This window comes from Cellulomonas sp. NTE-D12 (assembly GCF_027923705.1).
Classification (GTDB): Bacteria; Actinomycetota; Actinomycetes; order Actinomycetales; family Cellulomonadaceae; genus Cellulomonas.
Map to the genome: position 1 here is coordinate 1,851,198 of NZ_AP026442.1, position 13,781 is coordinate 1,864,978.

At 74.3% G+C, this 13,781-nt stretch carries 12 protein-coding genes; 3 read left to right on the forward strand and 9 right to left on the reverse strand.

The window, feature by feature from the left end; genetic code table 11:
- Positions 1 to 11 precede the first annotated feature (11 nt).
- Positions 12 to 728, reverse strand: a complete 717-nt coding sequence (locus QMF98_RS08540) for a DUF4396 domain-containing protein (RefSeq protein ID WP_337972681.1) — start codon at positions 726 to 728, stop codon at positions 12 to 14.
- A gap of 44 nt (positions 729 to 772) precedes the next feature.
- Positions 773 to 2,539 carry a thiamine pyrophosphate-dependent enzyme gene (locus QMF98_RS08545; protein WP_337972682.1) on the reverse strand — a complete coding sequence of 589 codons (1,767 nt, stop codon included), beginning with the start codon at positions 2,537 to 2,539 and terminating at the stop codon, positions 773 to 775.
- Positions 2,540 to 2,732: 193 nt separating this feature from the next.
- On the opposite strand from QMF98_RS08545, the gene QMF98_RS08550 reads away from it, so the two are divergent.
- Together QMF98_RS08550 and QMF98_RS08555 are read left to right on the forward strand one after the other, a co-directional pair.
- Positions 2,733 to 3,725, forward strand: coding sequence for a ZIP family metal transporter (locus QMF98_RS08550; protein WP_337972683.1), 993 nt, complete (start codon positions 2,733 to 2,735; stop codon positions 3,723 to 3,725).
- A gap of 257 nt (positions 3,726 to 3,982) precedes the next feature.
- On the forward strand, positions 3,983 to 5,965 hold the full coding sequence (locus tag QMF98_RS08555) for a potassium transporter Kup (RefSeq protein WP_337972684.1): 1,983 nt from the start codon (positions 3,983 to 3,985) through the stop codon (positions 5,963 to 5,965).
- 7 nt (positions 5,966 to 5,972) lie between these two features.
- Here the strand turns inward: QMF98_RS08555 and QMF98_RS08560 are convergent, their stop codons facing one another.
- A complete protein-coding gene (locus tag QMF98_RS08560; RefSeq protein ID WP_337972685.1) occupies positions 5,973 to 6,905 on the reverse strand; it encodes a LysR family transcriptional regulator in 933 nt (310 codons plus the stop codon).
- Between the two features lie 70 nt (positions 6,906 to 6,975).
- Between QMF98_RS08560 and QMF98_RS08565 the strand changes: the two genes are divergently transcribed.
- Positions 6,976 to 8,043: a YeiH family protein gene (locus QMF98_RS08565; protein WP_337972686.1), complete on the forward strand. Its 1,068-nt coding sequence runs from the start codon at positions 6,976 to 6,978 to the stop codon at positions 8,041 to 8,043.
- Positions 8,044 to 8,057: 14 nt separating this feature from the next.
- Here QMF98_RS08565 and QMF98_RS08570 read toward each other — a convergent pair whose 3' ends face one another.
- The 6 genes from QMF98_RS08570 to QMF98_RS08595 all read right to left on the reverse strand — a co-directional run bounded on the left by QMF98_RS08570 (position 8,058) and on the right by QMF98_RS08595 (position 13,762).
- Complete coding sequence (locus QMF98_RS08570; protein ID WP_337972687.1) at positions 8,058 to 9,254, reverse strand: cation:proton antiporter; 1,197 nt, start codon at positions 9,252 to 9,254, stop codon at positions 8,058 to 8,060.
- A gap of 233 nt (positions 9,255 to 9,487) precedes the next feature.
- Positions 9,488 to 10,525 carry an NAD(P)/FAD-dependent oxidoreductase gene (locus QMF98_RS08575; RefSeq protein WP_337972688.1) on the reverse strand — a complete coding sequence of 346 codons (1,038 nt, stop codon included), beginning with the start codon at positions 10,523 to 10,525 and terminating at the stop codon, positions 9,488 to 9,490.
- On the reverse strand, positions 10,522 to 11,070 hold the full coding sequence (locus tag QMF98_RS08580) for an isoprenylcysteine carboxyl methyltransferase family protein (RefSeq protein WP_337972689.1): 549 nt from the start codon (positions 11,068 to 11,070) through the stop codon (positions 10,522 to 10,524). Before QMF98_RS08580 ends, QMF98_RS08575 begins: the two co-directional genes overlap by 4 nt.
- 3 nt (positions 11,071 to 11,073) lie before the next feature.
- A complete protein-coding gene (locus QMF98_RS08585; RefSeq protein ID WP_337972690.1) occupies positions 11,074 to 12,144 on the reverse strand; it encodes a type III polyketide synthase in 1,071 nt (356 codons plus the stop codon).
- Between the two features lie 74 nt (positions 12,145 to 12,218).
- The gene (locus QMF98_RS08590; RefSeq protein ID WP_337972691.1) at positions 12,219 to 12,560 is read right to left on the reverse strand and encodes an SDR family NAD(P)-dependent oxidoreductase; all 342 of its coding nucleotides are present in this window, start codon (positions 12,558 to 12,560) and stop codon (positions 12,219 to 12,221) included.
- A 245-nt stretch (positions 12,561 to 12,805) separates the two neighbouring features.
- Positions 12,806 to 13,762 carry a zinc-binding dehydrogenase gene (locus tag QMF98_RS08595; protein ID WP_337972692.1) on the reverse strand — a complete coding sequence of 319 codons (957 nt, stop codon included), beginning with the start codon at positions 13,760 to 13,762 and terminating at the stop codon, positions 12,806 to 12,808.
- Positions 13,763 to 13,781: the final 19 nt, after the last annotated feature.

Below are 13,781 nucleotides of genomic sequence, written 5' to 3' on the forward strand. Positions count from 1 at the left end.
CGTCTGCCTCCTCACATCGGTTCCTTGATCCCACGGCGCAGCAGCCACACGTTCGCGGGGGTGCTGGTGACGAAGCCGACGAGCATCGCCAGCTGCATCGCGGCCCAGAACTGCGCCGAGGCGACGGGCAGCCGCCCGCCGAACCATGCCGGCGCGAGCCACAGCTGCACGATCGCCATCAGGCCGTACATGCCCACCTGCCAGGCGACGATGGACAGGGTGTCCGCCTTGACGGCCTCGGCCAGGCCGCGGCCCGGAGACAGGTGGCGCATCGGCACGATCGCGGCGTACTGCAGCGCGACGCCGATGACGAACGCGAAGACGAGGTCGACCGTCCAGCGCGCGTACATCTCGTCCCGGAACAGGACGCCGGCGCCCGCGACCACGGCCGTGCCGGGGACCAGCACCACGGTCTCGCCGACGACGTCGCCGAGCGTGCAGCCGGCGCCGCAGTGGCTGGCGCCGGTGGCCACCACGACCCAGCCGGGGCGCCGCTCGGACGCGGGCCGCGGCTCGCGGCCCCAGCGCAGGTAGAACCACAGCCACACGAGGCCGCCGAACAGCATGGTCGCGGGCCAGGCCACCCGCATCACCGGCATGGCCGGCGGTCGGCGCACCACGTCCAGCAGCGTCCACAGGGCGCACGCGAGCCCGATGCCGAGCGTCGTCCACGCGACCACAGCCGTCCACGCGGGCAGGTGCGCTCCCGTGCCGGCGGCGGCCGTCACGAGGGCTCGACCCGTGGTGGACCGACGAGCCGCTGCCGGCACCGTCAACGGCCCAGCTGCGAGAGCTTGTCCTTGAACAGCGTGGTCGCGATCGCCGCCTTGTGGGGCTGCCCGCGCAGGAAGGCGGTGGCGAACTTGCGCGCCTGCTCGTAGCTGACCTTGCCGGGCATGGGCGGCTCGTTCGGGTCCACGACGACGTCCACGAGGGACGGCCCGTCGAACGACAGCGCCTCGTCCAGCGCCCCGCGCAGGGCGCCGGGGTCCTGCACCCGGACGCCGAACCCGCCGCACGAGCGCGCCCAGCCGGCGAAGTCCCCGGGCGGGTTGCCGAACCGCACGCCGTGCTCCGGGTAGCCGAGCACCATCTGCTCCCAGAGGATCTGGCCCAGGGAGTTGTTGTTGTTGATCACCACGGTGATCGGCAGCTGGTGCTGGGCCGCGGTGAGGAACTCGGCCATGAGCATCGCGAAGCCGCCGTCGCCGACGTACGCGATCACCTGCCGGTTCGGGTAGGCCACCTGCAGCGCGTTGGCGTAGGGCAGGCCCGGCGCCATCGTGGCGAGGTTGCCGGAGAGGAAGAACTCGCGCCCGGCGCGGATGGTCCAGTGCCGGGCGGCCCAGGTCGCGATGGTGCCCGAGTCGCAGGTGAGCACGGCGTCGTCGGACGCGAGCTCGTCGATCAGGCCGACCACGTACTGCGGGGCGATCGGGCTGCGGCCGGCGTCCTCCAGCGCGGTCATGTCGTCGCGCCACGACGCCATCGCCTTCTGGTAGCTCTCGAGGTGGTCCGTGGCCGGCCCGCCGTCCAGCAGCGGGAGCAGCGCCGCGAGCGACTCCTTGGCGTCGCCCACGATCGGGACCTCGGTGGGCAGGCGCACGCCGGCACGGGTCGGGTCGGCCTCGATCTGCACCACCCGAGCGGCGCCCGGCGAGGGCAGGTGCTTGGTGTACGGGAAGTTGGTGCCGACCATCAGGAGCGCGTCGCAGCTCTCCATCAGCTCCTCGCCGGGGCGGGTGCCGAGCAGCCCGATGCCGCCGACGGCGTAGGGGGAGTCGTCGGGGATGACCGCCTTGCCGGGCAGCGTCTTGACCACCGGCGCGCCCAGGGCGGCGGCGACCGCCAGCACCTCCTCGCGGGCTCCGCGGGCCCCGGCGCCGACGAGCATCGCCGGCTTCTGCGCGCCGTTGAGCACGGCTGCCGCCGCTCGCAGGTCCTCCTCGCGCGGCCGGCCCGGGGGAGCCAGGTAGATCGGCGACGTGGCCGGCGGGCGGGCGGGCGCGACGTGGGCGTACGGGTCCTCGTCCGCGTCGGCGATCTGCAGGTCGTTGGGCACCGTCAGGTGGGCGACGCCGCGCCGGGCCAGGGCCGTGCGGATGGCGATGTCGACGACGCCCGGCAGCTGCGTCGGGTTGGTGACCATCAGGTTGTACTCGGTGACGTCCTCGAACAGCTTGTCGAGGTCCACCTCCTGCTGGTAGCCCGTGCCCAGCACGCTCGTCTCCTGCATGCCGGTGATCGCCAGCACGGGCGCGTGGTCGAGCTTCGCGTCGTAGAGACCGTTCAGCAGGTGGATCCCGCCCGGCCCGGACGTGGCGAGGCAGACGCCGATCCGACCGGTCGCCTTGCCGTGCGCCGCGGCCATGAACGCCGCCGCCTCCTCGTGATGGACGAGGACGAACCGGATCTTGTCCTGCTGCCGTCGCAGGCCCTCCATGATCCCGTTGATGCCGTCCCCGGGGAGGCCGAACACGGTGTCGACCCCCCAGGCCGCCAGTCGTTCGATGAGAACCTCGGACGCGATCTTCGCCACGTTGGTGCACCGCCTCTCGGCCCCCAGGGGCCGTCGCCGTCCGTTCGACGCTAAGTCCGCCTTCTACGGACGGCCACCTGGCGCCCACGCGGCCGTCCGGATGTGGTGTCGCTCACGCGGGCCGTCCTCGATTTGACCAGGTAGGTAAGCCTGACCTAACTTCGCACCGTCGTCGGATGGAGATGAGGGACCCGTGGGGATCGGTCGCACGCTGCTGCTGGGCTTCGTCGCCGGCGTCACGATCCTGCTCGGGCTGCCGGTCGGGCGGCTGCGTCGGCCTGCACCGACGTTGCGCGCCGTGCTGAACGCCACCGCTGTCGGCGTGCTCCTGTTCCTGGTGTGGGACGTGCTGAGCCACGCCTGGGAGCCCGTGGACTCGGCCCTCGGGGCGGTGCACGACGGCACCGGTGGGCTGAGCCCGGTACTCGGCCTCGGTGCGCTCTTCGTCGTCGGCCTCGCCGTCGGTCTCGGGTCGCTCGTCGGCTACGAGCGCTGGATGGCGCGCAACGCCGCGGTCCGGCCGGCAGGTGGGGGCACCGGTCCCGTCGCCGGCGGCTCGGACCTTTCGCCCGTGGGTGCCCCTCCGGGTGGCGTTCCCTCGGCGCCGGCGGCTGGCCTCGGCACGGCGACACTCGCGCCGACCAGGACGGCGGCGGCCGCATCGGTGGAGACCGTTCCCGTGGCCGTGGGTGAGCGCCTCTCGTCGTGGTCTCCCGCGAGGCGGCTCGCACTGCTGATCGCCATCGGCATCGGCCTGCACAACTTCGCCGAGGGCCTGGCGATCGGGCAGTCCGCCGGGCGCGGCGAGGTGGGCCTCGCCACGCTCCTGGTGATCGGCTTCGCCCTGCACAACGGCACGGAGGGGTTCGGCATCACGGCACCGCTCGCCGGTGACCTGGACGCCGACGGCAACCGGCGGCGGCCGTCGTGGGCGTTCCTGCTGACCCTCGGCCTGATCGGCGGCGGTCCCACCTTCGTCGGCACCGCGCTCGGCCACGGGTTCACCAGCGAGCCGGTCAGCGTGCTGTTCCTTACGCTGGCGGCGGGCTCGATCCTGTACGTCGTCACCCAGCTGCTCGGCGTCGCCGCCAAGGCGAAGCGTGCGGACCTGTTGGCGGTCGGGCTGCTGATCGGCCTGGTGGCGGGCTTCGCCACGGACGCGATCGTCACTGCCGCGGGCGCCTGACAGGCCAAAGCCCTCGCCGGTGCCGTCGCAGCCCGCGCGATACCGGTCGCCGTCACGGGCATCCGACGGCACGCGCAGGCGCGACGGTCGACGAGATGCTGGTGACGCCGCTGCCCCCGTCTCGTGGCACGTCACCGGGACGGGGGACGATGCGGCTGCGCGCCTGCTCGATCCCTCGGCGCTCCGGTGCGCCAACCAGCTGGTGGTCGGGGCGCGCTGACCGGGTCGGCCCCCGACCGGCATGCCACGATGCCGTTGTGACGAACGCGGAGATGCCGGTCGGCGCGGCCGAGCCGGGGAGCGGCACGCCGGCGGCGACGGGCCCGACGGGCGCGACGGACGCTCCCGAGCCTCACGGCTCGCACCGCGCGGGCGCCACCGCGCTCGCGCTCGGTGCGCTCGGGGTGGTGTTCGGCGACATCGGCACCAGCCCGCTGTACGCGCTGCAGACCGTGTTCAGCATCGACCACAACGACGTGCAGCCCACGCCCGGTGACGTGCTGGGCGTGGTGTCGATGGTGTTCTGGTCCATCGCCGTCATCGTCTCCGTCAAGTACGTCGCGCTGATCATGCGGGCCGACAACGAGGGGGAGGGCGGCATCCTCGCCCTCGTCGCGCTGCTGCGGGACCGGCTGGGAGACCCCCGGCGGCTCGCCGCGGCGACGCTGCTGGGCATCCTCGGTGCGGCGCTGTTCTACGGGGACAGCGTGATCACCCCGGCGATCTCGGTGATGTCCGCGGTCGAGGGCGTGGTGGTCTCGGACCCCGCGCTGGTGCGGCTCGTGCTGCCGGTCTCGGTGGTGATCCTCACCGTCCTGTTCACCGTGCAGCGGTGGGGGACCGGGGCGGTGAGCCGGGCGTTCGCGCCCGTGATGGTCCTGTGGTTCGGCGTGCTGGCCCTTCTCGGGGTGCCGCAGATCGTGCAGAACCCGACCGTGCTGCGGGCCCTGTCGCCCACCTACGCGCTCACGTTCGCCGTCCACCGACCCTTCGTCGCGTTCATCGCGCTGGGCGCGGTGGTGCTGACCATCACGGGCGCCGAGGCGCTGTACGCGGACATGGGCCACTTCGGCCCGCACGCGATCCGGCGGGCCTGGTACCTGGTGGTGTTCCCGGCGCTGGTGCTCAACTACTTCGGTCAGGGCGCGATGATCCTGCGGGACCCGAGCACCACGGCGAACCCGTTCTTCCGGCTCGCGCCGACGTGGGCCACCCTCCCGCTGGTCGTCCTGGCGACCCTGGCCACCGTCATCGCGTCCCAGGCGGTCATCTCGGGCGCCTACTCGGTGTCCCGGCAGGCGGTGCGCCTCGGTCTGTTCCCGCGGCTCGCGGTGCGGCACACCTCCAAGGAGGAGGGTGGCCAGATCTACGTGCCGGCGATCAACTGGATCCTCTTCGTCGGCGTCCTGGTGCTGATCGCGGTGTTCCGCAGCTCGGGCCGGCTGGCCACCGCGTACGGCCTGGCGGTCACCGGCACCCTGTTCCTCACCTCGCTGCTGTATCTCCTGCTCGCCAAGCGGGTGTGGCACTGGGCGCTGTGGAAGGTGGTCGCCTACAGCGTCGTGGTCGGCGGTCTCGAGGTGCTGTTCTTCGGCGCGAACCTGCTGAAGATCGTCAGCGGCGGCTGGCTGCCCCTCCTGATCGCCGCGATCGTCGTCACGCTGATGACGACCTGGCGCAAGGGCGCGGCCACGCTGACGGCACAGCGGACGCGCCTCGAGGGACCGCTCGACGAGTTCATCGCCATGGTGCGCGAGAAGGACGTCCAGCGCGTCCCCGGGTTCGCCGTCTTCCCGCACCCGAACAAGACGACCACCCCGCTGGCCCTGCGCTCGCACGTCACGTTCAACCGGGTGCTGCACCGGCACGTCGCGATCGTGCAGATCGTCAACGAGAACGTGCCGCACATCCGGCACGTCGACCGCGTGGAGATCGACGACCTCGGCCACGGCGACGACGGCATCGTGCACGTGACCATCCACGTCGGGTTCAACGACAGCCAGGACATCCCCCGCGGGCTGGCGCTGGCGATCGGGAAGTCACCCGAGCTGGACGTCGACATCGCCGACGCCCACTACTTCCTCTCGGTGCTCACCGTCCACGCCACGGGGGCGCCGCGCATGACGGGCTGGCGCGAGCGGCTGTTCGTCTGGATGGCGCACAACGCCGCCAACCGCACGGAGGTGTTCCACCTGCCGCCCGAGCGCACCGTGGTGATGGGCGCGAACCTCGAGCTGTAGCGCGCGGTCAGCGGTCGAGGATCACCTGCAGCAGCCGGGCCGCCGCGGCGCTGGGTGCTCCGGGCCCCTGCCACACCGCGCGGATCCGTCGGCGCAACGGACCGCCGTCGGACCGTCGAGGCTGCTCCCCAGTGGCGAGCGGGACCGGCACCAGCCGCCCCTGGGCGAGCTCGGCCTGCACGGCCAGGCCGGAGATCACGGTCGGCGCGACGCCGGACAGCGCCGCTGCGACCAGGGCCGTCGTCGAGGCGACCTCGACCGCGGCCGTCGGCGTCACGCCGTCCCGGGCGAGCCAGCGCTCGAGCACGTCCCGGGTGCCGGACCCCGGCTCCCGCAGCGCGAGCGGGACGCCCGCGAGGTCCCGCGGCCGCAGCGGGGCGCCGCGGCCGGCCCACGGGTGCGCCGCGCGCACCAGCAGCATCAGCTCGTCGGTGCAGATCGTCGTGCTGCGCAGACCACGAGGGGCGGACGCGCCCTCGACGAAGCCCAGCGCCACGGCACCCGAGCGCACCTGCTCCGCCACGTCCGCCGAGTTCGCCATCCGCACCGCGATGCTGATCTCGGGCGCCTCGCGGGACATGCGCACCAGCCACTGCGGCACCAGGTGCTCCGCCACCGTCAGGCTCGCGCACACGGTCAGGTGAGTGTCCTGCTCACGGCGCAGGGCCCGGGCCGCATCCGTCAGGTCGGTCGTCGCGGTGAGGACGCGGCGCGCCAGCTCGACGACCAGCAGCCCCTCGTCGGTCAGCCCCGAGCCGGAGCGCCCACGGCGCACGAGTGCCAGGCCCAGGCGCCGCTCGAGGGCCCGGACACCCTCGCTGGCCGAGGGCTGGCTGATGCCGCTCGCTCGCGCGGCGGCGCCGATGCCACCCGTGTCCGCGACGGCGACCAGGAGTGCGAGGCCGCGCAGGTCGGGGAGCGCGGAAGGGAGCGAGGTCATAGCCGCAGCCTATGACGGCATCGCGAACAGCCTGCTAGCGACTCCTGACGCCCGGCGCGACCCTGATGGGGTGACGACATCTGAGACGGACGCGCCGACGTTGCCCACCCCTGTCGTGTCGATCCGTGCCATCGGACCGGGCCTCGTCGTCGCCGTGCTGCTCGGGGCTGCCGCGACGTGGGCCGGCACCCTGGTGCCGGTCGTCGGCGGACCGGTCGTCGGCATCGTCCTCGGGGTGCTGTGCCGGGAGCTGCTGCTACGGCGCGCGCCGTGGTCGGTGGACCTCGAGACCGGTGCACGGATCGCGTCGAAGCAGGTGCTGCAGGTCGCCGTCGTGCTGCTGGGCTTCGGGCTGTCGCTGAGCCAGGTGCTGGCGACCGGGCGGTCGGCGTTGCCCGTGATGCTCGGCACGCTGGCGGTCGGGCTGGCCGGGGCGGCGGTGCTCGGCCGGCGCCTCGGGCTCGATCGGGAGACGCGCACGCTCGTCGGGGTCGGAACCGCCATCTGCGGTGCTTCCGCGATCGCCGCGACCAGCGCCGTCATCGGTGCGTCCGAGGTGGCCGTCGCCACCTCCGTGACCACGATCTTCCTGTTCAACGCCGTGGCGGCGGTGCTCTTCCCCGTGGTCGGCCACCTGCTCGGGCTGTCGCAGGCGTCGTTCGGCCTGTGGGCAGGCACGGCGATCAACGACGCCTCCTCGGTGGTCGCCGCCGGCACCGTGTTCGGCGCGAGCGCGCTGGCCACCGCGGTGGTGGTCAAGCTGACCCGGACGCTGATGATCGTCCCGATCACCCTCACGTTGGCCGTCGGGGCCCACCGACGTGCCTGCCCCGCTGCCGGGGCAGCGGGGCAGCGTGGGCCCACGGTCCGCTGGACCCGGCTGGTGCCGCCCTTCCTCGTCCTGTTCCTCCTCGCCGCCGCCGTGAACTCGGCGCATGCGGTGCCGACCACCTGGCAGCCCGGGCTGGCGTGGACCGCACGGCTGCTGACGGCCGTCGCGCTCGCCGGCGTCGGGCTGCTGACGCCGGTCGAGGGCCTGCGCCGGGCCGGCTGGCGGCCGCTCGCGCTGGGCGGCGCGCTGTGGCTCGCCGTCGCGAGCAGCAGCCTCGCGCTGCAGGGGCTGACCGGACGCCTGTGAGGGTCCGGGTCCGCTCAGCCCTCCGCAGGGGCCGGCGGGATCCTCGGGCCCGACGGGTCGGAGACGTCGGCGACGTCGGGGTGCTGCCCGAGGGTCCGCGCCGCCACGGCGGCACCGGCCGAGGCGGCTCCGATGGTGACCAGCGCCCCGAGCACCAGGGCCGCGGGGACCCCCGGGCCGAGCAGCCCCGACTGGGTGCCCAGCGTCGCGGCGGCGACCGGGACGCCCAGCTGCGCGGCCGCCAGGGCACCGAGGGACACGGGCTGGCCGACGGCCCGGGTCGCGAGGTGGGCCAGCACCGCCCCGAGGCCGAGGGCGATGCCGAGCCCGACGAGCGAAGGCCGCCGGCCCAGCGCGTGCAGGTCGAGCGACGCACCGAGCCAGACGAAGAAGACGGGGCCCAGGAAGCCCTCGGTGACCGCGAACAGCTGCCGGGCCAGGCGCCGCGGCTCCCCGATGGCGGCGACCACCAGCCCGAAGGTGAACCCGGCGAGCATGACCGAGACGTGGCCGAGCTGGGCCACCGCGGCGAGCGCGAACAGGATCGTCAGGTTGCTCCGCAGCTCGAGGGCCAGCTTGCGACGTTCCGACACCCGGTGCAGGTGGTGCCGCCAGCCGCGCCGCTCGGCGGCCCGCAGCACCACGTACAGCACCGCCGCCGAGGCGACGACCGCCGCGGCGCCCAGCGCCGCGCGTGGTGCACCGGCCGGGTCGACGGCCAGGGGGACCGCGACGATGCAGGCGGCGTCGGCGACGGCGACCTGCGGCAGCAGCTGCAGCACGGGCGGACCGTCGAGCCGCAGGTTCTGCACAGACGGCAGGATCACAGCCGCCGACGACGACGCCATCAGGACCGCGTACAGCGCCGCGTGCCCGGTCCCGGTGAGCGCTGCGACGCCGAGCGCCAGCGGGACCGCGGCGACGACCACCACCCCGAAGCGCAGGAGTCCCACCGGCAGCGCGTCGCGCAGCCGCCGGTCGGCGACCGGCACGTGCGATCCGGCCACGAACATCACCAGCGCGAACCCGACGTTGGCCAGGAACGCGAAGGTCGGCTGGGACGCGTGCAGCGCACCGACTCCCATCGGTCCGAGCAGGATGCCGGCGAGCAGCTCGCCCACCACGACGGGCACGCCCCAGCGGCGCGGTGCGGCGAGAGCCGGACCGAGCAGGCCGGCGAGGCAGATCAGTGCGAGGGCGGCGAAGCTCATGGATCGCCGTCCGGCTGGGGCGACGGCCCGGTGCACGGTCTGTCGGGCGCGGCCGACGCGTGCCGGCCGGACTGGCGGGGGCGCGGCGGTTCGCCGTTCGCCACCATCCGCGCCACCGCCCCAGTCTGGCGGGCTTCGCGCCCACGGTGGAGGGGGTACGGCTGCGTGTCGCGGGAGCGGGGCGCGTGGGAGCGTGCGGTGCCGGGGAACGCGGAGGCACCGGGGGAGCGCGGTCAGCGGGCGAGCCGCTCCACGATGGTGCCGAACAGCCAGGGCGCCGCCTCAGCGACCGGCACGACGGCGCGACGCGCGGGCGACGCCGCCCACGTGACGAGCCCGGCGGTCAGCAGCCGGTAGTCACGCGTGGCGTGCAGCCAGGCGTGCTCGTAGGCGGTCGGGTCGTCGAGGTGGGCGATCGCCGCGTGCGCCTGCGCCAGGCCGACCCGCAGACCCTCGCCGGTCAGCGCGTCCACGTAGCCGGACGCGTCGCCGACCAACCGGACGCGACCGGCGGTACGGGCCCTCGTCCGCTGCAGCAGCGGTCCGGCACCGCGCACCGTGCTGGTGGGCGCGGCGCCGTCGAGCCGGCGTCGCAGGGACGGGAAGGACCCGAGCACGGTGTCGAAGTCCGCTCCGCGCGGGCCGAGCAGCGCCACGCCGACCTCCTCGCGGCTCACGGGCGTGACGTACGCCTCCGCCTCGGGGCCCCAGTGGACCTCCACGCGGTCGGTCCACGGGGCGACCGCGAAGTGCCGACGCAGCCCGAAGCGCGGGGGCGCGGTGCGGCGCCGCGGTGGGCCGGCCTCCAGACCGACCAGACCCCGCACCGTCGAGTGCAGCCCGTCGCAACCGAGCAGCCACCGACCTCGCACACCCGCCGCCTCGACGCTCGTCGGCCCGAGCCGGACCTCGGTGACGCGCGCGACGAGGTGCTCGACGCCCAGGGCCGCCGAGCGGGCGAGGAGGGTCTCGTGCAGCACGGTCCGCCGCACGCCCCTGCCGCGCCCGCCCCGGAACGCGTGCTCTGCCCGCCGGCGCTCGTCCCGGTAGGTGATGCCCGTCAGCGGATGCCCAACGGGGTCGACGCCCAGGCGGGTGAGCGCCGTCAGCGTCCCGGGCATCAGCCCTTCGCCGCACGCCTTGTCGATCGCGCCGACGCGGGGTTCGACGACCACCACGGACAGGCCGGCCAGCCGCGCCTCGATCGCGGCAGCGAGCCCGACGGGTCCGCCACCGACCACCAGCACGTCGGCGTCGACGTCGGCGCTCATGCGGAGGCGGCGTCGGGACGCGCCGCACCGGGTGCGTGGCGCAGCGCCGCCTCCTCGGCCGGGATCCGGAACCCCAGCAGCAGAACGGCGTTCAGCACCGTGAAGGCCACCGCGGTGATCCAGGCGCCGTGCACCAGGGGCAGTGCGACACCCTCCGCCACCACGGCGACGTAGTTGGGGTGTCGCAGCACCCGGTACGGGCCCGAGGTGACCAGCGGCAGGCCCGGCACCACGATGATCCGGGTGTTCCACCTCGGTCCCAGAGTGCTGATGCACCACCAGCGCAGCGCCTGGCTCGCCACCACGACCGCGAGAGCGGTCCAGCCGAGCGCGGGGACGAACGGCCGGTGCGCCGCCAGCACCTCGGCCGCGCAGGCGACCAGCAGCGCGGCGTGCAGCGCGACCATCGGGGGGAAGTGCCCGCGGCCGTGCTCGGTGCCACCCCTCGCGAAGGACCAGGCGGCGTTCCGCGTGGAGACGACCAGCTCGGCGAGACGCTCGAGGGCCACCACGCCCAGCACCACCAGGTAGGCCTCGACCGACACGGTTCAGACCTCCTCGGGACGACGGAGCACCACGACCTCCGCGCTGACCCCGGGGCCGAACGCGAACAGCACGGCGAGCTGCCCGGCGGACGGTTCCGCGTCGGCCAGCGTGTCGGCGAGCACGTGCAGCACCGAGGACGACGACAGGTTGCCCACCGCGGCGAGGGACCGGCGGCTGCGGTCCAGCGTCCCGTCCGTCAGGCCGAGCGCACGCTCGGCGGCGTCGAGGATGCGCGGCCCTCCGGGGTGCGCGATCCACGTGCGGACGTCGCCCAGGCCCGCGCCGAGCGGCTCGAGGCAGGCCTCGACGTCCGCCCGCAGGTGCGCCTCGACGACGTCGGCGAGGCCGGGTCCGAGCACGATGCGGAACCCGCTGCCGCCGATGTCCCAGCCGAGCATCCCCGCGGTGTCGGGGTAGACGCCGCTGCGCGTACCGACGACGTCCAGGCCGTCCCGGCCCTCGGCACGGCGGTCGCCGACCATCACCACCGCGGCGGCACCGTCGCCGAACAGGCCGCTGGAGACCAGGTTCGCCGGCGAGTCGTCACCGTGCTGGATGGTCAGGGAGCACAGCTCCACCGAGACGACGAGCGCGACGTCGTCGGGGTGTCCCACCAGGTAGTCGTGCACGCGGGCGACCGCCGAGGCGCCGGCCACGCAGCCCAGGCCGAACGACGGCAGTCGACGGATGTCCGGGCGTAGCCCGAGCCGCGCGACGAGCAGGGCGTCGAGCGACGGTGCACCGACACCCGTGACGGTGGTGAACAGCAGGAAGTCGACGTCGGCGGGGCGCACGTCCGCCGCAGCCAGCGCCCGACGCACCGCGTCCTCCGCGAGGTCCGCGCCGGTCGTCTCGAACAGGTGGTTCGCCTCGCCGAACCCGCGCAGCTCCGCGTAGCGCGCCAGCGGCAGCGCGAGGTGTCGCGTCCGGACCCCGCTGGCGCCGTGGAACCGGGCGAGCGCCGCGAGCCGGCCCGCGTCCTGCGTCAGCAGCGGCCCGATCGACGCGGTGATCTCCGCCTGGTCGTGACGGTGCGCCGCGAGCACCGGTGCGACGGACACGACCCGCGACATCACGGCATCGTGCCACGGGTTGCCGCGGGTTACCCGGTGGCGACGTCGACGGCTCGCCCGCCTGCCTCACGCGGCTACCAGCGGACGGTTCGCCCGAGGTAGTCCAGGTACTGCAGCCCGCCGTGACCGTGCTGGGCGGCCACGGTCTCGACCAGGTTCGGGATGCTCTCCTCGACGGCCAGCGGCGCGGCGGGACCCCCGAGGTCCGTGCGCACCCATCCGGGAGCCAGGAGCAGCAGGGTGCGCGGTTCGTCGTGATGACGGGCCGCGTAGCTGCGCATCAGCTGGTTCAGCGCCGCCTTGGACGCCCGGTAGATCTCGAACCCGCCGCGCTCGTTGTTCGCGACGCTGCCCTGGCCCGAGGACATGATCGCGATGGTGCCCGCCGGCTCCACCAGGTCCTGGAACGCCTCCACCGGCCGCGTCGGGCTCGGTGATGTCGACCCTCTCGACGGTCAGCCGACCCTCGGCACCCGGCAGCACCTGGTGCAGCGCCGTCGGCCCCGAACCCCGCACCGTGGCGACCACCGTCGAGCCGCGTGCGAGGTACTGCTGCGCCAGCGCGAGGCCGAGCCCACGGGAGGCTCCGATCAGCAGGACCCTGCGGTGCGGTTCCGTCGTCATGACCTCATCCTCGCCGTGGCGCACCGAAGGCGGCCCCTCAGGGCTGGTCCGGGACCAGCACGATCCGGCCGAAGACGGTTCCCCGGTCCATCTGCCGGTGCGCCTCCGCTGCCTGGTCGAGCGGGAGGACGGCGTCGACCACCGGGGCGAGCTGACCGCGGACGGCTGCGAGGAACAGCTGCTCGCGAGCCCGGTTCCGCTCCGCGGCGCCCACCGAGGCGAGGCTGAAGGTGGCGAACGAGCGCGACAGCTGGAAGGTCCGCAGCAGCGGCGCGGCGAGATCCGCTGGTGGGAACCCCGCCACGGCGCCGACGAGGACGTAGCGCCCGTTGGGGGACAGCCGGTCGAGGAACGCCGGGACGTCGGCACCGCCGACGACGTCCAGGACCACGTCGACGCTGCCGGCGTCGCCTGCGCCCGAGCGGTCCAGCACGTGCGTGGCCCCGAGGTCGCGCAGCCGACGACCGCGGTCGGCCGACGAGGTCGTGACGGCCACGGCGCCGGCACCCGCGCGCGCCGCGAGCTGGACGGCTGCGATGCCGATGCTGCCCGCGGCGCCGCGCACCAGCACGGACTCGCCGGGGGAGACGCGTGCATGGGCCAGCGCGAAGTGCGCGACCGTGGCGGCGCTGCCCAGCGTCACCGCAGCGACCGACGAGAGAGCCGACGGGATCGCCGTCACGTCGTCCACGTGCGCCACCGCCTGCTCGGCGTACGCCCCCGACGTCCCGGTCGCGGCCCACACACGTCGACCGACCCAGGACCCGTCCACCCGGTCGCCGACGGCGCTCACCGCGCCGGCCACCTCGCCACCGGCCACCGTGCCGACGGCTGACGACCCGAGCCCCCCGCGGCGGATCATCACGTCGACCCCTCCGACGCCGATCGCCTCCGTCCGCACCAAGACCTGGCCCGGGCCCGGCGACGGGATCTCCCGCTCGACCACCCGCAACCCGCTCGCGTCCCCGACGTCCCCGATGACCACTGCCCGCACGGCCCGTCCTCCTCGCTGT